The 21,857-nt window shown below is 60.4% G+C and carries 17 protein-coding genes and 2 tRNA genes; 4 read left to right on the forward strand and 15 right to left on the reverse strand.

Annotated features, from left to right (window positions below):
- Positions 1-36: 36 nt before the first annotated feature.
- The gene (gene fpr / locus AB9L16_RS05325) at positions 37-816 is read left to right on the forward strand and encodes a ferredoxin-NADP reductase (RefSeq protein WP_007908723.1); all 780 of its coding nucleotides are present in this window, start codon (positions 37-39) and stop codon (positions 814-816) included.
- Between the two features lie 179 nt (positions 817-995).
- Here the strand turns inward: fpr and tsaA are convergent, their stop codons facing one another.
- The 6 genes from tsaA to rimO form a co-directional block, all read right to left on the reverse strand.
- Positions 996-1,694: a tRNA (N6-threonylcarbamoyladenosine(37)-N6)-methyltransferase TrmO gene (tsaA, locus tag AB9L16_RS05330; protein ID WP_252885460.1), complete on the reverse strand. Its 699-nt coding sequence runs from the start codon at positions 1,692-1,694 to the stop codon at positions 996-998.
- Between the two features lie 183 nt (positions 1,695-1,877).
- A complete protein-coding gene (locus AB9L16_RS05335) occupies positions 1,878-2,648 on the reverse strand; it encodes an SDR family oxidoreductase (protein ID WP_252868891.1) in 771 nt (256 codons plus the stop codon).
- A gap of 129 nt (positions 2,649-2,777) precedes the next feature.
- Positions 2,778-3,248, reverse strand: coding sequence for a DUF1456 family protein (locus AB9L16_RS05340; RefSeq protein ID WP_056783315.1), 471 nt, complete (start codon positions 3,246-3,248; stop codon positions 2,778-2,780).
- Between the two features lie 70 nt (positions 3,249-3,318).
- Entirely contained in the window at positions 3,319-4,029 is a 711-nt protein-coding gene (locus AB9L16_RS05345) for an rRNA pseudouridine synthase (RefSeq protein ID WP_375123202.1), read from the reverse strand.
- A gap of 189 nt (positions 4,030-4,218) precedes the next feature.
- Entirely contained in the window at positions 4,219-4,692 is a 474-nt protein-coding gene (locus AB9L16_RS05350) for a GNAT family N-acetyltransferase (RefSeq protein WP_071174578.1), read from the reverse strand.
- A 320-nt stretch (positions 4,693-5,012) separates the two neighbouring features.
- Positions 5,013-6,350: a 30S ribosomal protein S12 methylthiotransferase RimO gene (rimO, locus tag AB9L16_RS05355; protein WP_024011887.1), complete on the reverse strand. Its 1,338-nt coding sequence runs from the start codon at positions 6,348-6,350 to the stop codon at positions 5,013-5,015.
- 349 nt (positions 6,351-6,699) lie between these two features.
- Here rimO and AB9L16_RS05360 point away from each other — a divergent pair, with 349 nt between their 5' ends.
- Positions 6,700-8,541 carry a potassium transporter Kup gene (locus AB9L16_RS05360; RefSeq protein ID WP_370695135.1) on the forward strand — a complete coding sequence of 614 codons (1,842 nt, stop codon included), beginning with the start codon at positions 6,700-6,702 and terminating at the stop codon, positions 8,539-8,541.
- Positions 8,542-8,739: 198 nt separating this feature from the next.
- Here AB9L16_RS05360 and AB9L16_RS05365 read toward each other — a convergent pair whose 3' ends face one another.
- From AB9L16_RS05365 to AB9L16_RS05385, 5 genes are all read right to left on the reverse strand, one after another.
- Positions 8,740-9,054 carry a DUF3077 domain-containing protein gene (locus AB9L16_RS05365; protein WP_252887406.1) on the reverse strand — a complete coding sequence of 105 codons (315 nt, stop codon included), beginning with the start codon at positions 9,052-9,054 and terminating at the stop codon, positions 8,740-8,742.
- A gap of 718 nt (positions 9,055-9,772) precedes the next feature.
- A complete protein-coding gene (locus AB9L16_RS05370) occupies positions 9,773-11,068 on the reverse strand; it encodes a virulence factor family protein (protein WP_150743344.1) in 1,296 nt (431 codons plus the stop codon).
- Positions 11,068-13,707, reverse strand: coding sequence for a bifunctional lysylphosphatidylglycerol flippase/synthetase MprF (gene mprF / locus AB9L16_RS05375; RefSeq protein ID WP_150636380.1), 2,640 nt, complete (start codon positions 13,705-13,707; stop codon positions 11,068-11,070). The genes AB9L16_RS05370 and mprF overlap by 1 nt, the downstream gene beginning before the upstream one ends.
- Before the next feature lie 279 nt (positions 13,708-13,986).
- Positions 13,987-14,063 (reverse strand) — tRNA-Met (locus AB9L16_RS05380).
- Between the two features lie 217 nt (positions 14,064-14,280).
- Positions 14,281-14,357: transfer RNA gene (locus AB9L16_RS05385), tRNA-Met, on the reverse strand.
- A 279-nt stretch (positions 14,358-14,636) separates the two neighbouring features.
- Between AB9L16_RS05385 and dinB the strand changes: the two genes are divergently transcribed.
- A complete protein-coding gene (dinB, locus tag AB9L16_RS05390; protein WP_076567795.1) occupies positions 14,637-15,698 on the forward strand; it encodes a DNA polymerase IV in 1,062 nt (353 codons plus the stop codon).
- Positions 15,699-15,824: 126 nt separating this feature from the next.
- On the opposite strand, the gene AB9L16_RS05395 is transcribed toward dinB, so the two are convergent.
- The 4 genes from AB9L16_RS05395 to AB9L16_RS05410 all read right to left on the reverse strand — a co-directional run bounded on the left by AB9L16_RS05395 (position 15,825) and on the right by AB9L16_RS05410 (position 20,597).
- Positions 15,825-16,778, reverse strand: coding sequence for a hypothetical protein (locus AB9L16_RS05395; RefSeq protein ID WP_016771393.1), 954 nt, complete (start codon positions 16,776-16,778; stop codon positions 15,825-15,827).
- Between the two features lie 17 nt (positions 16,779-16,795).
- Positions 16,796-18,511 carry a proline--tRNA ligase gene (locus tag AB9L16_RS05400; RefSeq protein ID WP_041478071.1) on the reverse strand — a complete coding sequence of 572 codons (1,716 nt, stop codon included), beginning with the start codon at positions 18,509-18,511 and terminating at the stop codon, positions 16,796-16,798.
- A gap of 129 nt (positions 18,512-18,640) precedes the next feature.
- A complete protein-coding gene (locus AB9L16_RS05405; RefSeq protein WP_041478070.1) occupies positions 18,641-20,200 on the reverse strand; it encodes an AmpG family muropeptide MFS transporter in 1,560 nt (519 codons plus the stop codon).
- A 43-nt stretch (positions 20,201-20,243) separates the two neighbouring features.
- Positions 20,244-20,597, reverse strand: a complete 354-nt coding sequence (locus tag AB9L16_RS05410; RefSeq protein WP_071174585.1) for an MGMT family protein — start codon at positions 20,595-20,597, stop codon at positions 20,244-20,246.
- A gap of 165 nt (positions 20,598-20,762) precedes the next feature.
- On the opposite strand from AB9L16_RS05410, the gene AB9L16_RS05415 reads away from it, so the two are divergent.
- Positions 20,763-21,770, forward strand: a complete 1,008-nt coding sequence (locus AB9L16_RS05415; RefSeq protein ID WP_375123203.1) for a DUF481 domain-containing protein — start codon at positions 20,763-20,765, stop codon at positions 21,768-21,770.
- The last annotated feature ends 87 nt before the right edge of the window (positions 21,771-21,857 follow it).

Consider the following 21,857-nt stretch of genomic DNA (forward strand, 5'->3'; position numbering starts at 1 on the left):
GAGCCGCGCAGACCAATCTCCAGGAGTCAAACGTACATGAGCAACATGAACCACGAGCGTGTCCTCAGTGTTCATCACTGGAACGACACTCTGTTCAGCTTCAAGTGCACCCGCGATCCGGGCCTGCGCTTCGAGAACGGTCAGTTCGTGATGATCGGCCTGCAACAGCCCAACGGCCGCCCGCTTATGCGCGCTTACTCGATCGCCAGCCCGAACTGGGAAGAGCATCTCGAGTTCTTCAGCATCAAAGTGCAGGACGGTCCGCTGACCTCCCAGCTGCAGCACTTGAAGGAAGGCGACGAGATCATCATCTCGAAGAAGCCTACCGGTACGCTGGTTCTTGATGACCTGAACCCGGGCAAGCACCTTTACCTGCTGAGCACCGGCACCGGTCTGGCGCCGTTCATGAGCGTCATTCAGGACCCGGAAACCTACGAGCGCTTTGAGAAAGTGATCCTGGTTCACGGTGTGCGTTACGTCAACGAAGTCGCCTACCGCGAATTTATCACCGAGCATTTGCCACAGAACGAATTCTTCGGCGAGGCGCTGCGTGACAAGCTGATCTACTACCCGACCGTGACCCGCGAGCCGTTCGAGAATCAGGGCCGCCTGACTGACCTGATGCGCAGCGGCAAGCTGTTCAGCGACATCGGCCTGCCACCGATCAACCCGCAGGACGACCGCGCGATGATCTGCGGCAGCCCGAGCATGCTCGACGAGACCAGCGAAGTGCTCGACAGCTTCGGCCTGAAGATCTCGGCGCGGATGCGCGAGCCGGGTGATTACCTGATCGAGCGTGCATTCGTCGAGAAGTAAACGCCACAAAAAGCCCCCATTGCCTTGGCAGGCAATGGGGGCTTTTTTATGCCCGAAGCATTTCCTTCATGCCTGCCACGATCCAAGGAGCTGCCGAAGGCTGCGATCTTTTGATCTTGCTTTTTAAAATCAAGATCAAAAGATCGCAGCCTTCGGCAGCTCATACACTGGGCGTGGTTTCAGGCTGTGGCCGGGATGACTTCCAGCACGCGGATCTGTTCGGGCGTCGGGTAATGCCAGCGCACGTCCAGATCCCAGAACTGCGCACCATATTCACGTTCCGGCGCCGGTGTCTGATACGCCGGACGCGGATCCTGAGCTAGGCACTGTTCAATCAGCTCAACCAATGGCTCTTCAAGCCGCTGAGCGTGGGTGTGCGCTTGTTTCAAGGCTGAATCCGCCCACTGCACGTCGATCAAGTGCGGCGCCGCGCTGGCGATGTCATTGGTCGCCCCAGGGATGATGTCGGCGTACGGCACGTACGGTTTGATATCCAGCACCGGTGTGCCGTCGAGAAGATCGATCCCGGAGATAAACAGCCGATTACCTTCGACCCTGTCCAGCTTCACCACCGACTGGCCAATGCCGTTCGGCCGGTGCGTGGCGCGGGTGGCGAACACGCCCATCGACTTGTTGCCGCCCAGGCGTGGCGGGCGCACTTTCAGTCGCGGTTTGTCTTCCAGGGCTTGGTGGAACAGAAACAACAGCCACACATGGCTGACCTGCTCCAGCCCCTGCACGGCGTCACCCTGGTCGAACGGCGCGACCAGTTCCAGCACGCCACGGGCGGCCGGGGCCAGTTGTGGCTGGCGGGGGATGGCGAACTTCTCCTTGAAGCAGGAGCGCACGAAGCCGATGGGAGAGACGCTGTAAGTCATGGTCTGGGATCGAAGCGGGGTAGGGCGGGCATGATAACCCGGCTCGCTTCAAGTCTGGTGGTGACAGGGCGGACGCCATCGCTGGCAAGCCAGCTCCCACAGGTTTTTGAGTGAACCTGGATTGTTCAAACACCCAAGAACCCTGTGGGAGCTGGCTTGCCAGCGATAGTCACAACACCGATGTCAGAGGCTGAACCCACCATCAAGAGGAATGATATTCCCGGTCATATAAGCCCCCGCCGTACTCGCCAGGCTGATCGCCAGCGCCGCCATCTCTTCCTCACGCCCCCAGCGCTTCATCGGAATCAGCGCAGTATCCTCAGCCAATGCCTGTTCATCATTACCAATATGGTGGGTCATCTTGCTCGGAAAGCGACCCGGCGCAATCACGTTGACGTTGATGTGCTGGCTCACCAGTTCTCGCGCCAGAATGCGCGACAACTGATGCAGAGCGGCCTTGCTCGGCCCATAGGCATATGCCTGCTCGCCAAACGAAGAAATCCCCGCCACCGAACCGATATTGATGATCCGCGCCGGATTCGCCGCCGAACCAGCCTTGCGCAGTAACGGCAGAAACTGCTGGATGCAACTGAACACCGACGTCACGTTGAGCTGCATGACCTTTTCCCAGCCCTTGACCGGATAGCTCTCCAGCGGCGCGCCCCACGTGGTGCCGGCATTGTTCACCAGAATGTCCAGATGAGTGATCTGCTCACCCAGGCGCGCGGCCAGTTCCTGCACGCCTTCTTCAGTGGCCAGATTCGCCGCCACGCCGTGGCAAGTGCCGAAGGCACTGAGTTCTTGCGCCGTTTGATGACAGGCTTCGGCGTCGCGGGAGCAGACGAACACTCGGGCGCCAGCCTCGACAAAGGCCTTGGCGATCATTTTGCCGATACCACGGGTGCCGCCGGTCACCAGAGCGGTGCGGCCTTGCAGGGAAAAGTACGGGTGCATGGCGAATCCTGAGGGCTAGGGGTCAATACACCCTAGTCGCCAGCCGCAAAAAACGGAGCCACTATTTTCGAAGGGAATGAACGGTCATGCGCTGCGGTGGCGACCATCAGTCGCCACCGCAGAAGGGCATCAGGCCGGGCGAACGCGCAGGGTCAGACCCTTGAGGAAGTTACGCAGCAACTGATCGCCACACGGCCGATAGTTGGTGTGGCCGACCTTGCGGAACAGCGCGCTCAGTTCAGGCTTGGATACCGGAAACTCGGCGGCCTTGAGGATCGCGTGCATGTCGTCTTCTTTCAGTTCGAAGGCCACACGCAGTTTTTTCAGGATGATGTTGTTGGTCACCGGCACTTCGATCGGCTGCGGCGGACGGCTTTCGTCCTTGCCGCGTTTGAAGATCACCAGACCGTCGAGGAAGTGCGCGATGACTTCGTCCGGGCAGCGTACGAAGCCTTCTTCGTCTTCTTCTTTCTTGTCGAGCCAGGTGATGACATCGGCGAGCGTGACGTCCATGCCGCCCAGTTTGATGATCTCGACAACTTTCTTGTCGCTGATGTCGAGCATGTAGCGCACGCTGCGCAGTACGTCGTTATGAACCATGTCGGTATTCCTGATGCGTTGTGGGCAGCGCTCGCGGGCGCTGCCGGAATGTGTGGCGGCAGTGGAAGTTCTAGAACTTCTCTTTGCCGGACAGGTAGCGCCATTGGCCAACCGGGACCTTGCCGATCGACACGCCGCCGATGCGGATACGGCGGATGCCGATGACCTTCAGGCCGACCGCTTCGCAGAACTGCGCGATGATTCCCGGCTGCGGGTTTTTCATGGCGAAGCGCAGGCGGTTTTCGTTCTGCCAGCTGGCCTTGACCGGCGGCAGCTCCTTGCCCTTGTGCGTCAGGCCATGTTGCAGGCGGTTGAGGCCGTGGGCAGCCATCTCACCTTCGACTTCGACGATGTATTCCTGCTCGATCTTCGCCGCGTCGGCGGTGAGTTTGCGCAGGATTTTCCAGTCCTGGGTGAACACCAGCAGGCCGCTGGCCTTGGGCTGCAGGTCGGCGCTGGCGGTCAGGCGCAGGAAATGTCCGCGCAACGGACGCTTGCCGTAGCGATGCTCTTCGCTGAGGGTTTCGGCGCTGAGCGATTGCATGGCGCTGTCGACATCCATGCCGGCGGGCGCGTTAAGCAGGATGGTCACCGGCTCCGGCGCGGTGGCCTTGGCGTCCTCGTCGAGCTCGACCTTTTGCTCGCCGACCTTGAATTGCGGCTCATCGATGACTTCGCCGTCCACAGTGACCCAGCCGCCCTCGATGAACAGCTCGGCCTCCCGGCGGGAGCAACCGACCAGTTCGATGAGGCGTTTGGAGAGGCGGATCGGGTCAGTCATGACGGGGCCGTAACAAAAAAGGGGTGGGCATTGTACCTGTGTGGAAGCGGTTAAGCCCGGTTCCATTTGCAGGGTGTTGGTATTCCCTGTGGGAGCTGGCTTGCCTGCGATGGTATCAACTCGGTATTTCTCGTACACCGCGGCGTCTGCATCGCTGGCAAGCCAGCTCCCACAGGGTTCCAGGTTGTGTCAGGCATGGTTCGCGCGCTGTTGGGACTGCCGCAAGCGCATATGCAGCAACGGATACGGCTGGCCCATGCCGTCGACCTCGGAGCGGCCGATCACCTCGAAGCCCTGTTTCTCGTAAAAACCCAAGGCTTGCGGATTTTGTTCGTTGACGTCGAGTTCATCGGCGTTGAGCCGTTCGATCGCATAGCGCAGCAACTGCTTGCCCAAGCCTTGACCACGATGATCAGGATCGATGAACAGCATTTCAATCTTGCCCGCCGCCACACCGGCAAACCCGGTGATGCGCTGCTGGCGGTCCTTGGTGCAGATCAGCATTACCGCGTCGAGATAGCGGGTGAGCACCAGATTGCGCAGCAGCTCGATATAGCTGTCCGGCAGGAACTGGTGAGTCGCACGGACCGAGGCCTCCCAGACCCGGGTCAGTTCTTCGTAATCGCTGATTTTCGGTGTGTGGATGACCGAATGCTGACGCATGTGCGTGTGCCTCTTGTGCGGTTCAAGGGAGTCCGTCCCCCGCTAAACGATAGCCGCAAAAAAGCCCCGTATCTCGGAAAAGAGCGGGGCTTTTTGGATTTGTTGCGGTGTCTGGCTGGCTATTTCTGTCGCCAGCAAGATCTCTCCCCTCACCCCAACCCTCTCCCCCAGAGGGGGCGAGGGGGAAGGGAGCTGAACTTCGTGCTTTTCAAACCTGAGTTCGACCGGATAGCTCAGGTCGATGTACCTAGAAAGAACAACACGGTCAGCCCCCTCTCCCTCTGGGAGAGGGCTGGGGTGAGGGGCTTTTGATCTTCAGATCAGATCTGCTCAGCCCACAGATCATATTCGTCAGCGTCAGTCACCTTGCACCAGACCTTGTCGCCCGGCTTCAGGTTGCTGCCGTTGTCGATAAACACGTTGCCATCGATTTCCGGGGCGTCGAAGAAGCAACGGCCGACCGCGCCTTGCTCGTCCACCTCGTCCACCAGCACTTCGATCTCACGACCAATGCGCATCTGCAGACGTGCCGAGCTGATCGCCTGCTGGTGCGCCATGAAGCGCTCCCAACGATCCTGCTTGACGTCGTCCGGGACCACTTCCAGATCCAGATCGTTGGCCGGTGCGCCATCCACCGGCGAGTACTGGAAGCAGCCGACGCGGTCGAGCTGGGCTTCGGTGAGCCAGTTGAGCAGGTACTGGAAGTCTTCTTCGGTTTCGCCCGGGAAGCCGACGATGAAGGTCGAACGGATGATCAGGTCCGGGCAGATTTCGCGCCAGTTCTTGATGCGGGCCAGGGTCTTGTCTTCGAACGCCGGGCGTTTCATCGACTTCAGGACTTTCGGGCTGGCGTGCTGGAACGGGATGTCCAGGTACGGCAGGATCTTGCCGGCGGCCATCAGCGGGATCAGCTCGTCGACGTGCGGGTACGGATAAACGTAGTGCAGGCGCACCCAGACGCCCAGCGTGCTCAGTGCTTCGCACAGTTCGGTCATGCGGGTTTTCACCGGCGCGCCGTTCCAGAAGCCGGTGCGGTATTTCACGTCGACGCCGTAGGCGCTGGTGTCTTGCGAGATCACCAGCAGCTCTTTGACTCCGGATTTGACCAGGCGCTGCGCCTCGTCGAGCACATCACCGACCGGACGGCTGACCAGTTTGCCGCGCATCGACGGGATGATGCAGAACGAGCAGCTGTGGTTGCAGCCTTCGGAAATCTTCAGGTACGCGTAGTGGCGCGGGGTCAGTTTGATGCCTTGCGGCGGCACCAGGTCGATCAGCGGGTTGTGATCCTGACGCGGCGGCACCACTTCGTGCACGGCGTTGACCACTTGCTCGTACTGCTGCGGGCCGGTCACGGCCAGCACGCTCGGGTGTACGTCGCGGATGTTGCCTTCTTCCACGCCCATGCAGCCGGTAACGATGACCTTGCCGTTTTCCTTGATCGCTTCGCCGATCACTTCCAGCGACTCAGCCTTGGCCGAATCGATGAAACCGCAGGTGTTGACCACCACGACGTCGGCGTCCTGATAGGTGGACACCACGTCATAGCCTTCCATGCGCAGCTGGGTCAGGATGCGCTCGGAGTCGACCAGTGCTTTCGGGCAACCCAGAGATACAAAGCCAACCTTTGGATTGGCCGGCGCAGGAGTGGTGGACATGTCTAACCTCGGTGTTTTGTGACGTCACTTGCTTGGTGCGCAAGCCGACGGATGGGCGCTTAGGGCGCGCCTCTGATCAAAAAGTGCGCAATTCTAGCGGCGGGCAACGCACTTGACCAGCTTTATACGGGGAAATACGACGAGTGCTGCGCTATGCTTCGCGCCGTTGAGCTTTACCGATTTCGTGCAGTCAATCATTGGTCTGTAACAACAGGTAAAACAGCGCATGCTGCAACTCAAAGCATAGTGCTTCCTTCAAAGAAGCCGGTATCGAGATCAGGAGTGTTGGATGGGTCAGGCAAGTAGTCATGCGGCGGGCGCCGAGGGTTCGGCAAGCAGACCGCTGAGCATGCTGGTCGCGGCGGTCGGGGTGGTTTATGGCGACATCGGTACGAGCCCGTTGTACACCCTCAAGGAAGTGTTTTCCGGCGGTTACGGCGTGCCGGTCAATCACGACGGCGTGCTCGGCATTCTGTCGTTGATCTTCTGGTCGCTGATCTGGGTGGTCTCGATCAAGTACATGATGTTCGTCCTGCGCGCCGACAACCAGGGCGAGGGCGGCATCATGGCCCTGACCGCACTGGCTCGGCGGGCAGCGGCTGGGCGCAAGCGCCTGCGCACGCTGTTGGTGGTGTGCGGGCTGATCGGCGCGGCGCTGTTCTATGGCGACAGCATGATCACCCCGGCCATTTCGGTGCTGTCGGCGATCGAAGGCCTTGGCCTGGCGTTTGACGGCATTGATCACTGGGTGGTGCCGCTGTCGCTGGTGGTGCTGGTCGCCTTGTTTCTGATTCAGCGCCACGGTACCGCGCGGATCGGTATTCTGTTCGGGCCGATCATGGTTACCTGGTTCCTCGTCCTCGGCGCGCTCGGTGTGTACGGCATCAGCCACACGCCGGAAGTGCTGCATGCGCTTAACCCGATGTGGGCGGTGAATTTTTTCGTCGTGCACCCAGGCATGGGCGTAGCGATCCTCGGCGCGGTAGTGCTGGCGCTGACCGGCGCGGAAGCGCTGTACGCCGACATGGGCCACTTCGGCCGCAAGCCGATCGCCCGTGCCTGGTTCCTGCTGGTGCTGCCGGCGCTGGTGCTCAACTACTTCGGCCAGGGCGCATTGCTGCTGGAAAACCCGGAAGCCGCGCGCAACCCGTTCTATCTGCTGGCGCCGAGTTGGGCGCTGATTCCGCTGGTCGGCCTGTCGACCCTGGCCACGGTGATCGCTTCGCAAGCGGTGATTTCCGGCGCGTTCTCCCTGACCCGTCAGGCGATCCAGCTCGGTTACATCCCGCGCATGTACATCCAGCACACCTCCAGCGACGAACAAGGCCAGATCTACATCGGCGCGGTGAACTGGGCGCTGATGGTCGGCGTGGTGCTGTTGGTGCTGGGCTTCGAATCCTCCGGTGCACTGGCCTCGGCCTACGGCGTCGCAGTGACCGGCACTATGCTGATGACCACCATTCTGGTGTCGGCGGTCATGCTGCTGCTGTGGAAATGGCCACCGATCCTTGCGGTGCCGGTGTTGATCGGCTTCCTGTTGGTGGATGGTCTGTATTTCGCTGCCAACGTACCGAAGATCGTCCAGGGCGGCGCTTTCCCGGTGATCGCCGGTATCGCGCTGTTCGTGCTGATGACCACCTGGAAGCGCGGCAAACAGCTGCTGGTCGAACGCCTCGACGAAGGCGCGCTGCCGCTGCCGATCTTCATCAGCAGCATCCGCGTGCAACCGCCGCATCGGGTGCAAGGCACCGCGGTGTTCCTCACCGCACGCTCCGACGCCGTGCCGCATGCCCTGTTGCACAACCTGCTGCATAACCAGGTGTTGCATGAGCAAGTGGTGTTGCTGACCGTGGTCTACGAAGACATCCCGCGCGTACCGCCATCACGGCGTTTCGAGGTTGAAGCGCACGGCGAAGGCTTCTTCCGGGTGATCCTGCACTTCGGTTTCACCGACGAGCCAGACGTGCCGCAAGCGCTGAAGCTGTGTCATCTGGATGATCTGGACTTCAGTCCGATGCGTACCACCTACTTCCTCAGCCGCGAGACGGTGATTGCTTCGAAGCTGGAAGGCATGGCGCGTTGGCGTGAGGCGTTGTTTGCGTTCATGTTGAAGAATGCCAATGGCAATTTGCGGTTCTTTAATTTGCCGTTGAACCGGGTGATTGAGTTGGGGACGCAGGTGGAGATGTAAGCCTGGCCTCAACTGAAAAGCCCCCGTCAGCCTAGTGGCTGGCGGGGGCTTTTTTGTGCCTGTGCCCAATCCCTCAAACCACCGCTGATTCCCTGTGGGAGCGAGCCTGCTCGCGAAGGCGTAGTGTCAGTCGAAGCATGTGGTGGCTGAACCACCGCATTCGCGAGCAGGCTCGCTCCCACAGGGTATTGGGTTGAATCAAGAGGTGCGTTCAGACAGATCAGCTTCAGATTCAGTCTTCGTCCGCGCGGGTCGTGGGATCAGCGCTTGGATCACGTCATCAACCAAGGCTTTGCCCATCACCGTCAGGTAATGCGCAGCCCAGGCATGGCGGTCGGTGTCTCTATTGAAAGCAGCGTCTTCTGCGAAGGATTTGGCGAGGGACAGCAGGTCGGAGGATTGGGACAAGGCATTGATGATCGGGACGCCGGAGCGGACATTGAAGAACGCTTGATCCGAGTTGTAGAGGAAAGGGGTGAAGCCGATGGTTTTAAGATCAGATGGATTGCTCATTGTCAGTTCCCTTGATTTCGAGAGCTGCCGCATCCGATACCAAGCGAATGGGTGGCAGCTGTGCGCAGGTTGGTAAACCGGGGAACCAAGGAAACCGGCACGCTCGAAAGCGTCCCACACACAGCTGCCATAACACAGGGGCTCGGACGGGATTTCGCCTGAGTCGTGTCGGGTGCGCTGTTGCGCCTTATTCCACCGGGTTACCAAGCCCGATCGCTGAATGGGTCAGCGACGTCCGGAGAGTATCCCGTCAAAAAACAGCGCAATAGAGCGGCAAAGCGCCCCAACAAGAGTTTCGGAGTTTGCCTACAAGGTCTGTGGGCGTCATCTGATATTGCGAGACCGGAAGTAAACGAAACTAAACGTTGCTGGCGATTTTGTGGGTATTTGTTCGGTAGATGAATGAGTGTGGAGTTGACGATTCGATAATGCCAATTAAGCAGGTGTCCACGTTTTATGGAATGTGGACATTTGGTGATTTTAGTTTCCTGAAGAGTCAAGAAATTTACGAGCCTTGCCACAAAACCGCTGAATCCAGCGCAATTCCCCTGTGGGAGCGAGCCTGCTCGCGAAGGCGTAGTGTCAGTCGCCGAATCTGTAAACTGACCCACCGCTTTCGCGAGCAGGCTCGCTCCCACAGGGATTTTGGTGGCTGTTGGGATGTAAAAAGCCCCCGCAACCGTGAAGTTGCGGGGGCTTTTTGTGGATGCGCTTCAGATCACTCTTCGGCGACCGAGTCCTTGCTCTGGCGCTTCTGAATCAAGTCCACCAAACGCTTGGCCAGCGCTGGATAGTTCTCATCGAAGTGATGCCCGCCGGGCAGTTTCACCGCTTCGCCGACAGCAGTCTTGTCGGTGCAGCCACTTTCATCCGTCTCTTCTTCGCCATAGATGCACACAACCTTGGCCGCTGGCAGCTTGGCCATTTCCGGGCCGGTCGCGGCTTCTTTGCCGGCGTTGCCCAGCCAGCCTTCGACTTCGATTTCGAAGCTGCCGGTGCGGGCGAAGGCGAGCAGGATGATCGCGTCGACGCGTTGCTGTTCGTTCTCTGGCAGGCGGTTGTAGATCGCCGGCAGGACGTCAGCGCCGAACGAATAGCCGGTGAGGATGAAGCGCTTGGTGCCCCATTTCTGCCGGTAGTGCTGCATCAGTTCGGTGAGGTCGAGTGCGCTTTGCTCCGGGCTCTTGTGCTGCCAGTAGTAGCGCAGGGTGTCGATGCCGACCACCGGGTAGCCGATCTTGGCCATTTCGCCCGCCACGTCGCGGTCGAGGTCGCGCCAGCCGCCGTCGCCGGAGAGGAACAGGGTGACGGTGTCGTTGGCCTGACCGGCCGGCACTTCAACTACCGGGATCGCCAGGCCGCCGTTGGCCTTGTCGCCACCGACGAGGATTTTGCGCAGTTCGTTGTTCAGCACTTGCGACAGGTTGATGTCGTAGTCGCTGATGCTGGTTTCGGCGTTCGGCTGATCGCGCACGAAGCCTGCGCTGGCATCGTCCGGGTTGTCGTTCCACGCCACCAGCCAGTGGCCGTGGGCGGCGGATTTCGGCAGCAGGTGGGTGCAGCCGGGTTTTTCCAGGGCCAGATCGACGGAGACGGCCTGGGCCTTGTCGTCTTTCTGTTCCGCCAGCCAGCGCCACGCCAGCACAGCGCCCGGGCCGATGCCGCTGACCAGGGTGGCCGGGCCATTCAGTTCACGCAGGCCCGACTGCAGGGCGCGGCTTTGCAGCAGGCAGTCCTTGGGCAGAATCACCTGAACGATCTGCGCCGAAGCGCTGCGGCTGAGGGTGGTCAGTTGTTTCTCGGAAAGCTTCTGTTCGTCGGTGACGGCCACCAGCACCTGAGCCTTCGGCTTGTTGCCGGGGATCACGCGGGTCATGGCCGTGCCATCGGCGGGTTTCAGTTGTTCGACGGTCGGTTCCGGTGCCGGACGTTTGAGGTACCAGTAACCGCCGCCGGCAATCACGGCCAGCACCAGCAGGGCGGCCAGGATGTACTTCAGGGAGCGTTGAATCATCAGCGTTTCACCAATCCAGTCAAGCCGCCCGCGATCAGGGCGGCAGTGTCGGCCAGCGCCACGAGCGGATCGAGTCCAGCGGGCACGGCCATATAACGGGGTTCCCAGTCAGGCTGGAACTTGTCTTTGAAACGGCGCAAGCCTTGGAAGTTGTACAGCTGCTCACCACGGCGGAAGACCATCGAGCCCAGGCGCTGGGTCAGCGGTGCGCCGCGCCGGGGTTGCAGCCCCGACAACGGCACCATGCCCAGGCTGAAGCGCGCGTATCCGTGACTCTTATAGTGTTGAATCAGGCCGACCATCATGAATTCCATGGTCAGCTTCGGCGCTTCCGGGTGCGCGCGCATCAGGTCGAGACTGGCCAGATCGTGGCTGTAGGTCTCGAGCAGATTGGCGAACGCCACCGGGCGGCCTTCGAAGCGAATCACCGCAATGCGGAAATGCTTCAGGTAATCGTCGCTGAAACGGCCGAGGGAGAAGCCTTTCTCGCGCACGTTCTTGCCGGTCAGCCAGGCATCGGAAATCACTTTCAGCTCGTCCATCGGCGCCTGGCCCGGCTCATGGATTTCCAGCGACAGACCATCGCGAGTGCCACGGTTCCAGGTGTAGCGCAGATCCTTCATCTCCTTGCCCTTGGCTTCCAGGTCGAAGCGTTGCAGATCGACCCTGGCTTCTTCGCCGAGCTTGATCGCTGTCAGGCCGATGTCCATGTAGTACGGCAGATTCTCCGCGCGCACCTGATAGAACACGGGGCGGGTGTGATGGATGTCGCAGAGATCGCGGAACTGCCAGATCATTTCCGCGCGTTGCTGGCTCGGCCCGATCGGGTCGTACAGCGCCACCAGACTGCGGCCACGGCGGGCGTACATCAGGAACGCCTCATCGTTGGGGTGAAACAGCAACGCCTTGTCACCGGTCAGCGCGAGGCCGCCGTCGGGTTGCGACGAGGCCATGAGGATTTTCGCCGCGCGATCCAGTTCGTCCGGCGTCGGCAAATGAATCACCGGGCGCGCCGTGCGCAGCAGCCAGGTCAGCGAGATGATCACCAGCAACACCGCCGCACCGAGCAGCGAGCGCAGACCGCGCGGCGCGTCAGCGTCGAGGGTGAACTGCCACCACAGCTGATGGCTGTAGGGTACGTCCTGATAGGCAAACAGCAGCAACCAGGCCGAAGCGCCCAGTACGCACAGGCTGGCGACCAGATACAGCGGCGAAAACGGCAGTTCGGTCAAACGGCTCGGACGGTAGAAGGAGCGGCGGAACACGCCGAGCAGCGCGGCCGTCAACGTCATCAGCGTGGCTTCTTCCCAGTCGAAGCCTTTGAGCAGCGAGAGCAGGGCGCCAACCAGCAGCAGAATGGTGGTCAGCATCCACGCCGCCGACAGGCGTCGACGCAGACCTTGGGCGAGCAACAGACAGAGGACGCCGATCAGGCTGGCGCCGAAGTGCGAGGCGTCGACCAGGCGATGCGGGATCAGAAAACCGATGTGCTCCAGGCGCGTGTCGATTTCCGGGGTCGCGCCGGAAAACAGCAGCACCACGCCAGACAGGAACACCAACACCGCCAGAACCGGCGCGGCCAGACCGGACGCCGCGCGCATGGTCTGGGATTGAAACAGGCGCTGGCCTTCGTTGATCAGCAGTAATACGCAGGCGACCAGCAGCGGCAGCACCACGTAGATCAGGCGATACAGCAGCAGTGCAGCGGCCAGCGGCGCGGCGCCAAGCTTGTCGGCAAATGCAGCAAGCAGAATCGCTTCGAACACACCGACGCCGCCCGGCACATGACTGAGCACGCCGGCGGCCAGCGCCAGCAGATACACCAGCAGGAACGGCGCAAACGGCGGCGCTTCCGGCAGCAACAAGTAGAGAACGGTGGCGGCAGCCGCGACATCGAGGGCGGTGATCACCAGTTGCAGAAAGGTCAGGCGTCGACCCGGCAGGCGCAGGGTGCGCCGCCCGGCACGGACCAGCAGATTGTCGGGGTAGGGTTGTTCCGGCAGACGACGACGATAGATGCCGATCGCCAGCACCGTACCAAGGATCAATACGGCAGCGGCGACCGAGCCCAGCAAGATTTCGGACAGCCCCAGCGCTTGCGAGGCGGCGGGCAGGTTGCTCAGGGTGGCCAGCGCTGCCAGTGGCGGCAGGGCGCAGCCCAGCGAGAGACTGGCGAACAAGGTCATGTGCGCGACTTCCGACGCACCGACGCCCAATCGCGCATATAAACGATAACGAACCGAGCCGCCGGACAGCAGCGACAGGCCGATCGCATTGCCAATCGCAAATGCGGTGAAACCGCCGAGCGCGAGGGTGCGCGGCGGCAGTTTCACACCAGCGTAGCGGCTGGCCGACCATTCATAGCCGAGCAGAATGATGAACCCGACCACGGTCGCACCGATGGCGCCGAGCAGGGCAGGTTTGGGCACGTCCAGAATCGAGTCATGCAGCGCGTCGAGATCGAGCTCGGCGAGCAGATGGCGGCAGGCAATCAGGGCAATGGCAAACAGCAGCAACGTGACGGCCAGACCGATCGGCTGACGGTATTTGCTTAATCGATCCAGCCAGCGCAAACGCTCGGGTTTGATCGGTTGTTCTGCTGTAACGGTGTCTTGTGGATCAGACGAGTTGGCGCGCATCAATCACCTCTTGGATTGTGCGCGACAGGATGGAGGTATCCAGCCAAGTTACCAATCCCTGTAGAAAAAAATAATCACAAAATACTACGCCTCTCGTCGGGCATCGGCGAGGGCAGTTCCTGGATTGCAGAAACCCTGTCTGCGACTCAAGCATAGTCGCAAGTCAGTGGTTCTGATGATCCCCAGCGGTTCACTGCACAGTGACAGATCATTGTTGCGAAAGGACTTTTTCAACAGATACAAAAAAGGCCACTCTTTCGAGTAGCCTTTTTTGATGTTTGGTTGCGGGAGCCGGATTTGAACCGACGACCTTCGGGTTATGAGCCCGACGAGCTACCAGACTGCTCCATCCCGCGTCTGTGTGGCGGCATTCTACAGGCGAACGACGAGGTGTCAACCGCTAATCCTGGAATGGGCCAAATAACTGCGAAATCGCGGCGAACGGTCGCAGGTAATGCGTAAGTTTCGGAAATGCAACGAATTGCCGTTTCGCTAGCGATTGAGCGGGGCGCCCGTTTGCAAAACAGACGCGCACAAAAAAGGCCACTCTTTCGAGTAGCCTTTTCTGATGTTTGGTTGCGGGAGCCGGATTTGAACCGACGACCTTCGGGTTATGAGCCCGACGAGCTACCAGACTGCTCCATCCCGCGTCTGTGTGGCGGCATTCTACAGAGGTTCGCGAGTGTGTCAACCGCCGATCTGGATAAATCTGTTGAGGTTCAAGCGCTTAGCGTCTTTTCCGGGCGGGCGACCGGCGCGCAGGGCAAGTGGCGCAAGGGTTTCAGCTCTATTGCGCGCTGATCTGTGATTGAAAAAATAAATTCATCGGAAATCTCCTACGGTCGGAAAAGAACATTCAACCACTGGTGCTATATACAGGTACCAATGAGATACTGCCGCTCCGGCTTGCCACGTTGTCTTTTTCCGACATGACCCAGCGAAAAATCATCCACATCGACTGTGACTGTTTCTACGCCGCCATCGAGATGCGCGATGATCCGCGTCTGGCCGGCAAGCCGTTGGCGGTGGGTGGTTCGGCGGATCGGCGCGGGGTGATCGCCACCTGCAACTATGAAGCCCGCGCCTATGGTGTGCGCTCGGCCATGGCTTCCGGTCACGCGTTGAAATTGTGCCCGGACCTGACCATCGTCAAGCCGCGTATGGAGGCTTATCGGGAAGCGTCGAAGGAAATTCATACGATCTTCGCCGACTACACCGACCTGATCGAGCCGCTGTCGCTCGACGAGGCCTATCTGGACGTGTCCGACAGCGCGCACTTCGGCGGCAGCGCCACGCGCATCGCCCAGGACATTCGCCGCCGGGTCTCCAACCAATTGCACATCACCGTCTCGGCTGGCGTTGCGCCAAACAAATTTCTGGCGAAGATCGCCAGCGACTGGAAAAAACCCAACGGTTTGTTCGTGATCACCCCGGATCAGGTCGAGGAGTTCGTCAGTGGTCTGCCGGTGAGCAAGCTGCACGGCGTCGGCAAGGTCACCGCCGACAAGCTCGGCAAGCTCGGCATCGTTGACTGCCAGCATCTGCGCGAGTGGGGCAGGCTGGCGCTGGTGCGCGAATTCGGCAGTTTCGGCGAGCGCTTGTGGAATCTGGCCCGTGGGATCGATGACCGTCTGGTGCACAACGACAGCCGCCGTCAGTCGATCAGCGTGGAAAACACCTACGACGTTGATCTGCCGGACTTGCGCAGCTGCCTGGACAAATTGCCCGAGCTGCTCGATACCCTGAAAACCCGCATGGCGCGGATCGACAGCAGTTATCGACCGGGCAAGCCGTTCGTCAAAGTCAAATTTCATGATTTCACCCAGACCACGCTGGAGCAGGCCGGGGCAGGGCGGGACCTTGGCAGTTACCAGTTGATGCTGACGCAGGCGTTCAACCGCGGCGGCAAGCCGGTGCGGCTGTTGGGGGTGGGAGTGAGGCTGGAGGATTTGCGCGGCGGGTTTGAGCAGATGGAGTTGTTTGAGCGGTAGATTTGCGGCGTATTCAGATAATCATCGCGGGCAAGCCCGCTCCCACACTGATCGATGGTGAAACACATATTGTGTGAACACCCATAAACCCTGTGGGAGCGGGCTTGCCCGCGATGCCTTTAGCTTTTAATTCGGTCCCGGATCTGCAACCAGGCGCCCGGCATCCTTGGCCAGAGACTTGAGAAACTCAGTCTGCAACTCAGGATCATTGCGGGTCAGTTCGATCAGGCTTTGTTCCAATTCGCTGGCTTCTTCTTCCAGGCCCAGCTCCGACAGGCGTTTGACCCGGTGTACCCACTGGCTCACCTCATCATCTTCCAGGTCGTCATAAATCAGCCCGTGCGCCTCAATCAACTTGCCGCGCAGGTGGCCGCTGAGCATCAGGGTCGAGTCGGAATGCACATCGTCCTTGGCGTCTTCGACACTGATTTGCAAGCGGCCAACATGGTTGAGGTCATGTTCGGCGAAAGGGCTGTCGAGCAGATTCAAGCGCAGCACGCCGTTGCGGTCGGTGGTCATGTCGAATGTCTGCTTGCCGGCCTTGACCTGCACCGGTCGTTCGCTCCACGGCAGGCTCGAATACTCCGTGCGCTTGTCGCGCTGGACTTCGTCGATGCCCGCGAGGTTTTGCTGCGCGCGACCATTGGACTGCACGTTCATGAACGGGTTGAGCCCGGCGAAACCGTAGCTCAGCCAATCCTTGGTGACGCTATCCGGCAGGTTACCGAGAGCGAACACGTTGACCACGTTCGCACCGACACCGCCGACCACGGCCACCGCGCCCAGCGGAATCTCGTAGACTTCGCGCCAGGGTTGGTAAGGCGTGTAGCGGTCGTAACGACGGGTGACCTCGAACTCGGTGACTTCGAAAGTCTTCTGCTCGTTGATCTTCACGCGTCGCTGCGGCAGCTCGAGCACCTTGGGCTCGCCGACATCGATCTGCAGGCTGTGATCGAGCAGTTTTCGCTCGACCCGCTCTTCGTGCTCGCTGCGTTGCGACATGTGATTGGCGCAGCCGCTGACCAGCAGGGCGCCGCACAGGGCGGCGCCACCGAGGCCTAAGGTGTTTCGCTTGAACATGACGTCTCTATCTGGTTTCAGCGGCGGATACGGGCCTGAAGGAAGGACACAACATCGGCCACCGGCAGTGCTTGCGCCTCTGCTTCGGAACGACTCTTGTATTCCAGGTTGCCTTCGGCGAGGCCGCGGTCGCTGACCACGATCCGGTGTGGAATGCCGATCAGCTCCATGTCCGCAAACTTGATGCCCGGGCTGGTTTTCTTGTCGCGATCGTCCAGCAGCACTTCGAAGCCGGCCGCCGTCAGTTCGGCGTACAGCTTGTCGGTGGCTTCGCGCACCTGCTCGGTTTCATAGCGCAGCGGTACCAGAGCGATCTGGAATGGCGCCAGGGTGTCGCTCCAGATAATGCCGTTGGCGTCGTTGTTCTGCTCAATCGCTGCGGCGACCACGCGGGAAACGCCAATGCCGTAGCAGCCCATTTCCAGGGTCACTGGCTTGCCGTTTTCGCCCAGCACTTCGCACTTCATCGCCTTGCTGTATTTGTTGCCCAGCTGGAAGATGTGGCCGACTTCGATGCCGCGCTTGATTTCCAGCGTGCCTTTGCCGTCCGGGCTTGGGTCGCCGGCGACGACGTTGCGCAGGTCGGCAACGGTCGGAACTGGCAGATCGCGCTCCCAGTTCACGCCGAAATAGTGCTTGTCGTCGATGTTCGCGCCAATGCCGAAGTCGCTCATCATCGCGACCGAGCGGTCGATGATGATCGGCAGCGGCAGGTTCAGCGGGCCGAGCGAGCCGGCGCCGGCGCCAATCGCGTCACGCAGTTCGGCATCGGAGGCCATCACCAGCGGGCTGGCCACGCCAGGCTGGTTGGCAGCCTTGATTTCGTTCAGTTCGTGGTCGCCACGAATCACCAGCGCGATCAGCTTGCCTTCTTCTTCGGCATGGACGATCAGGGTCTTGATGGTCTTTTCAATCGGCAGATTGAATTTTTCCACCAGCGCCGCGATGGTTTTCGTGTCCGGTGTGTCGACCAGACGCAGTTCTTCGGTTGGCGCAGGGCGCGAGGTTTCCCGTGGCACCGCTTCGGCTTTTTCGATGTTCGCCGCGTAGTCGGAGCCGTTGCTGAAGACGATATCGTCTTCGCCGGACTCGGCCAGCACGTGGAATTCGTGGGAACCGGCACCACCGATCGAACCGTTGTCGGCTTCTACCGGGCGGAATTTCAGGCCCAGACGCGTGAAGATGTTGCAGTAGGCTTCATGCATGCGGTCGTAGGTGACCTGCAGCGACGCCTGATCGGCGTGGAAGGAGTAGGCGTCCTTCATGATGAATTCGCGGCCGCGCATCAAACCGAAGCGTGGGCGGATTTCGTCGCGGAATTTGGTCTGGATCTGGTACAGGTTGATTGGCAGCTGTTTGTAGCTGCTCAACTCGTTGCGCATCAGATCGGTGATCACTTCTTCGTGGGTCGGGCCCGCGCAGAAATCACGACCATGGCGGTCTTTGATGCGCAGCAGCTCAGGGCCGTATTCTTCCCAGCGCCCCGATTCCTGCCACAGCTCGGCCGGTTGGGTGCTCGGCATCAACACTTCCAGAGAACCGGCAGCGTTCATCTCTTCGCGAACGATGGCTTCGACCTTGCGCATGACCCGCAGGCCCATCGGCAGCCAGGTGTACAGGCCCGAGGCAAGCTTGCGGATCATGCCGGCGCGCAGCATCAGCTGGTGGCTGATCACGACCGCGTCGGAAGGCGTTTCTTTCTGTGTGGCGAGCAAAAATTGACTGGTGCGCATGGTTGGCCGTTGTCGGTTGCTATGACTGGAAATGACGGAGCAGTGTACCGGCGAGTTTTGCTGACGTACAGAAGTGTGGCCGGCGGAAGGCGCCAGCGGCGGGATTCCTCCCGCCATTGGCGAAGCGTCCTACGATTCTTCGGTGACGGGCGTCGGTGCAGGCTCGGGCGTCGGTGTTTGTCCTTCGCGGCGGCGCTCCTGGAACCAGTGCAGCGCGATCAGTAGCAGCGTCGGTACGCCGAGCAGGGCGGTAATGAGGAAGAAGCTGTGATAACCGAACTTCTCGACCAGCACGCCGGAATAGCCGCCCATCAGGCGCGGCAGCAGCAACATGATCGAGCTGAGCAGGGCATATTGCGTAGCGGAAAACTTCAGGTTGGTCAGGCTCGACAGGTAGGCAACGAACGCCGATGTCGCCAGGCCCGAGCTGAAGTTGTCGAGGGAAATGGTCACCACCAGCATCTGCAGGTTCGGGCCCATGTCCGCGAGCATGACGAACAGCAGGTTGGTCGCTGCCGAAGACACACCACCGATAAACAGAATCGGCAGAATGCCGAAACGCACGATCAACAGGCCACCCATGCCGGCGCCGACGAGGGTCATGATCAGGCCGAAAATCTTGCTGACACTGGCGATCTGATCCTTGGTGAAACCCTGGTCAATATAAAACACGTTGGCCATGACGCCCATTACCGTGTCGGACATCCGGTAAGTGGCGATCAGGCCCAGCAGCAGCAGCGCCTGCCAGCGATAACGCAGGATGAAGTCATTGATCGGCGTCAGTACCGGCGCCAGTCCGCGCCGGCCCATGGCCGACAGACACATCCCCGTCAGCAACGTATAGAGGATGGCACGCAGGAAGGCGCGGTCTTCGAGCAGCAAATCGAGTGGGCTCATGTCGCCGAACAGCACGCCGGCGAAGTCGGTGTTGTATAGCTGGGTGAACATCGCCGGTACGGAAACCAGCAGAACGATCAGCACGAACACCGACATCAATTGATGCATGAACGTGTAGCGCCCGGCCTGCAACTGCGTGCGCAGCGGTACGGGTGGTTCACGCATGAACAGCGTGGTCAGCAGCGCGGGCACCATCAATGCGCCGAACAGCACATAGGTGCCGGTCCAAGCTGCGTGCTTATAGTTGAAGCCGGTGGAGCCGAAACCTTCGGCGAAGAATAGCGCGCCGGCGGTGGCGAGCAGGGCGGCGACGCGGTAACCGGACATGTAGCTGGCGGCGAGAGCGGCCTGGCGGCTGTCATCGGCGATTTCCAGGCGATAGGCGTCGACCGCGATATCTTGCGTGGCGGAGGCGAAGGCAACCACGACGGCAATGGCGATCAGCCAGGATAAATGCTTCTGCGGATCACAGAAACCCATGCCGATCAGGCCGAGAATCACCAGTGCCTGGGAGAGCACCAGCCAGGAACGGCGGCGGCCGAGTTTGCCCAGCAAGGGCAGGCGCCATTGATCGAGCAGCGGCGACCAGACCCATTTGAACGCGTACGCCAGGCCGATCAGGCTGGCATAGCCAATGGTTTCACGGGCCACGCCTGCTTCACGCAGCCATACGGAGAGCGTCGAGAACACCAGCATGTACGGCAGGCCGGCGGCAAAACCGAGCAACAACAGCACGAGCGTCGAAGGACTGGCATAGGCGGCGAGCGCGGCGCGCCAGGTTTTACGGGGCATGGGCTGAAGTCTGCCTCAAAATTGCGAAAACAAAGCGCGCACTCTAACCGCTGTGCTCTACCGGACGCCAGCCATGGCGCCGAATATCCACACGATTGTTCTGGACGGTGATGCCTTCCATGCGCAATCGCGCACGTTGTTCGTCACCGGAAGGGCTGCCGACCGGCAGGCTGATGCGTCCGCCGGCGCCGAGCACGCGGTGCCAGGGCAGCCTGGTGTCGCCGGGCAACTGGCTCAAGGTCCGTCCGACCCAGCGCGCGGCGCGGCCAAGTCCGGCGAGTTCGGCCAACTGGCCATAACTGACGACTTTGCCTTCGGGCACTTGTGCGAGCGTCGAGTAGAGTGCCGTGCGTCGGATTTGCGCATCGTTTTCGACGCTGTCGAGCGGGTCTTTCACGTACGCGGCTCCTGAGCATTGGTGTGATGATGGCGACAAGGGTAATCGCTCGTGGCGCAGTTGAGAAATGAACTCAATTGAAATAGTCCGGTCAGTCCTTGTCATGGGCAAAATCCTACGGATAATGCCGACCCTTTTCGCCAACTCTGAGCCCCCGATCTGCTTATGTTCCCCAGAACCCTGTTGTGCCTTGCTGTTTTCAGCGCGTCCACGCCCCTGCTTGCCGACACCGTCTGGTTGAAAAACGGCGACAAGCTGAGTGGCACTATCATGGTTTTCGACGGCGGCAAGCTGTTGATCCAGACCAAATACGCCGGCGCAGTGGCGATTGACTGGAAAGAGGTCAAGACCCTCGACAGCGATCAGCATCTGCTGGTGAAGCAGGACGCCTATGCCGGTGAAGTATCGAAGTCGCTGACGGCGGCCGACGATGGCAAGGTCACCCTGGCCAACGGCGAGGCGCCGAAGACGGTCGAGCTGGCGAGCATTCAGCAGATCCTCAAGCCCAAGCCGATCGTCACCGACCTGGTGTGGAAGGGTAACGTCGATCTGGCGCTGGACTATCAGCGCGCCGAAAAGGACACCGACGATTACGACGTAGCCTTCAAGACTTCGGCTCGCCATGGTCGCTGGCGCCATACCGGCGAGGGCGAGTACAACCGCGAAGTGCAGGATACGGAAACCACCACCAACAACTGGCGCGCCGAATATTCCCTCGACCGCTTCCTTACCGATCAGTGGTTCTGGCAAGGGCGCATCAACTACAAGCGTGATCACATCGAAGAGCTGGCGCGTCAGCGTGTGGTCGGTACCGGTCCGGGTTACCAGTTCTGGGACGATGAGCTGGGTGCGTTCTCGCTGGGCTCGTTGCTCAACCGCACCGACTATGAATACCGCGATGGCAGCAAGGACAACTTCTACTCCGTCGCGATGAAGTGGGACTACAACCGCTACCTGATCGGCAAGAAGGTCGAGTTCTTCACCAATGGCGAAGTCGGCAAGCCGCTGTCGGGTGTTGCCGATTACGCACTGGATGCCGAGCTGGGCCTGCGCTACAAGGTCACCGACTGGGCATCGCTCAACCTCAAGGCCGAGCGCGACATCATCAGTGGCACCAACGATGCGGATCTGAACAAGACCCGTTATACCGCAGGGTTTGGCGTCGCCTGGTAAGGGCAGAAACAAAAAATCGCGGCCCAAGGGGTCGCGATTTTTTTTGCCAGCGCAAAACAGGCGCCCACAAAAAAGCCCCGCTTTTAA

Origin of the sequence: Pseudomonas sp. LW8 (assembly GCF_041956865.1) — a bacterium.
In the GTDB taxonomy this organism is placed as follows: domain Bacteria; phylum Pseudomonadota; class Gammaproteobacteria; order Pseudomonadales; family Pseudomonadaceae; genus Aquipseudomonas; species Aquipseudomonas siliginis.

What these genes read in the sequence shown, in the direction of transcription:
- AB9L16_RS05405 (WP_041478070.1), bottom strand. Translation starts at nt 20,200, where the DNA reads ATGCCCCGTAAAACCTGGCGCGCCGCGCTCGCCGCCTATGCCAGTCCT.
- AB9L16_RS05350 (WP_071174578.1), bottom strand. Translation starts at nt 4,692, where the DNA reads ATGCGTCAGCATTCGGTCATCCACACACCGAAAATCAGCGATTACGAA.
- AB9L16_RS05400 (WP_041478071.1), bottom strand. Translation starts at nt 18,511, where the DNA reads ATGCGCACCAGTCAATTTTTGCTCGCCACACAGAAAGAAACGCCTTCC.
- AB9L16_RS05345 (WP_375123202.1), bottom strand. Translation starts at nt 4,029, where the DNA reads ATGACTGACCCGATCCGCCTCTCCAAACGCCTCATCGAACTGGTCGGT.
- AB9L16_RS05365 (WP_252887406.1), bottom strand. Translation starts at nt 9,054, where the DNA reads ATGAGCAATCCATCTGATCTTAAAACCATCGGCTTCACCCCTTTCCTC.
- AB9L16_RS05415 (WP_375123203.1), top strand. Translation starts at nt 20,763, where the DNA reads ATGTTCCCCAGAACCCTGTTGTGCCTTGCTGTTTTCAGCGCGTCCACG.
- fpr (WP_007908723.1), top strand. Translation starts at nt 37, where the DNA reads ATGAGCAACATGAACCACGAGCGTGTCCTCAGTGTTCATCACTGGAAC.
- AB9L16_RS05360 (WP_370695135.1), top strand. Translation starts at nt 6,700, where the DNA reads ATGCTGGTCGCGGCGGTCGGGGTGGTTTATGGCGACATCGGTACGAGC.
- AB9L16_RS05335 (WP_252868891.1), bottom strand. Translation starts at nt 2,648, where the DNA reads ATGCACCCGTACTTTTCCCTGCAAGGCCGCACCGCTCTGGTGACCGGC.
- AB9L16_RS05370 (WP_150743344.1), bottom strand. Translation starts at nt 11,068, where the DNA reads ATGATTCAACGCTCCCTGAAGTACATCCTGGCCGCCCTGCTGGTGCTG.
- AB9L16_RS05395 (WP_016771393.1), bottom strand. Translation starts at nt 16,778, where the DNA reads ATGTTCAAGCGAAACACCTTAGGCCTCGGTGGCGCCGCCCTGTGCGGC.
- dinB (WP_076567795.1), top strand. Translation starts at nt 14,637, where the DNA reads ATGACCCAGCGAAAAATCATCCACATCGACTGTGACTGTTTCTACGCC.
- mprF (WP_150636380.1), bottom strand. Translation starts at nt 13,707, where the DNA reads ATGCGCGCCAACTCGTCTGATCCACAAGACACCGTTACAGCAGAACAA.
- tsaA (WP_252885460.1), bottom strand. Translation starts at nt 1,694, where the DNA reads ATGACTTACAGCGTCTCTCCCATCGGCTTCGTGCGCTCCTGCTTCAAG.
- AB9L16_RS05340 (WP_056783315.1), bottom strand. Translation starts at nt 3,248, where the DNA reads ATGGTTCATAACGACGTACTGCGCAGCGTGCGCTACATGCTCGACATC.
- rimO (WP_024011887.1), bottom strand. Translation starts at nt 6,350, where the DNA reads ATGTCCACCACTCCTGCGCCGGCCAATCCAAAGGTTGGCTTTGTATCT.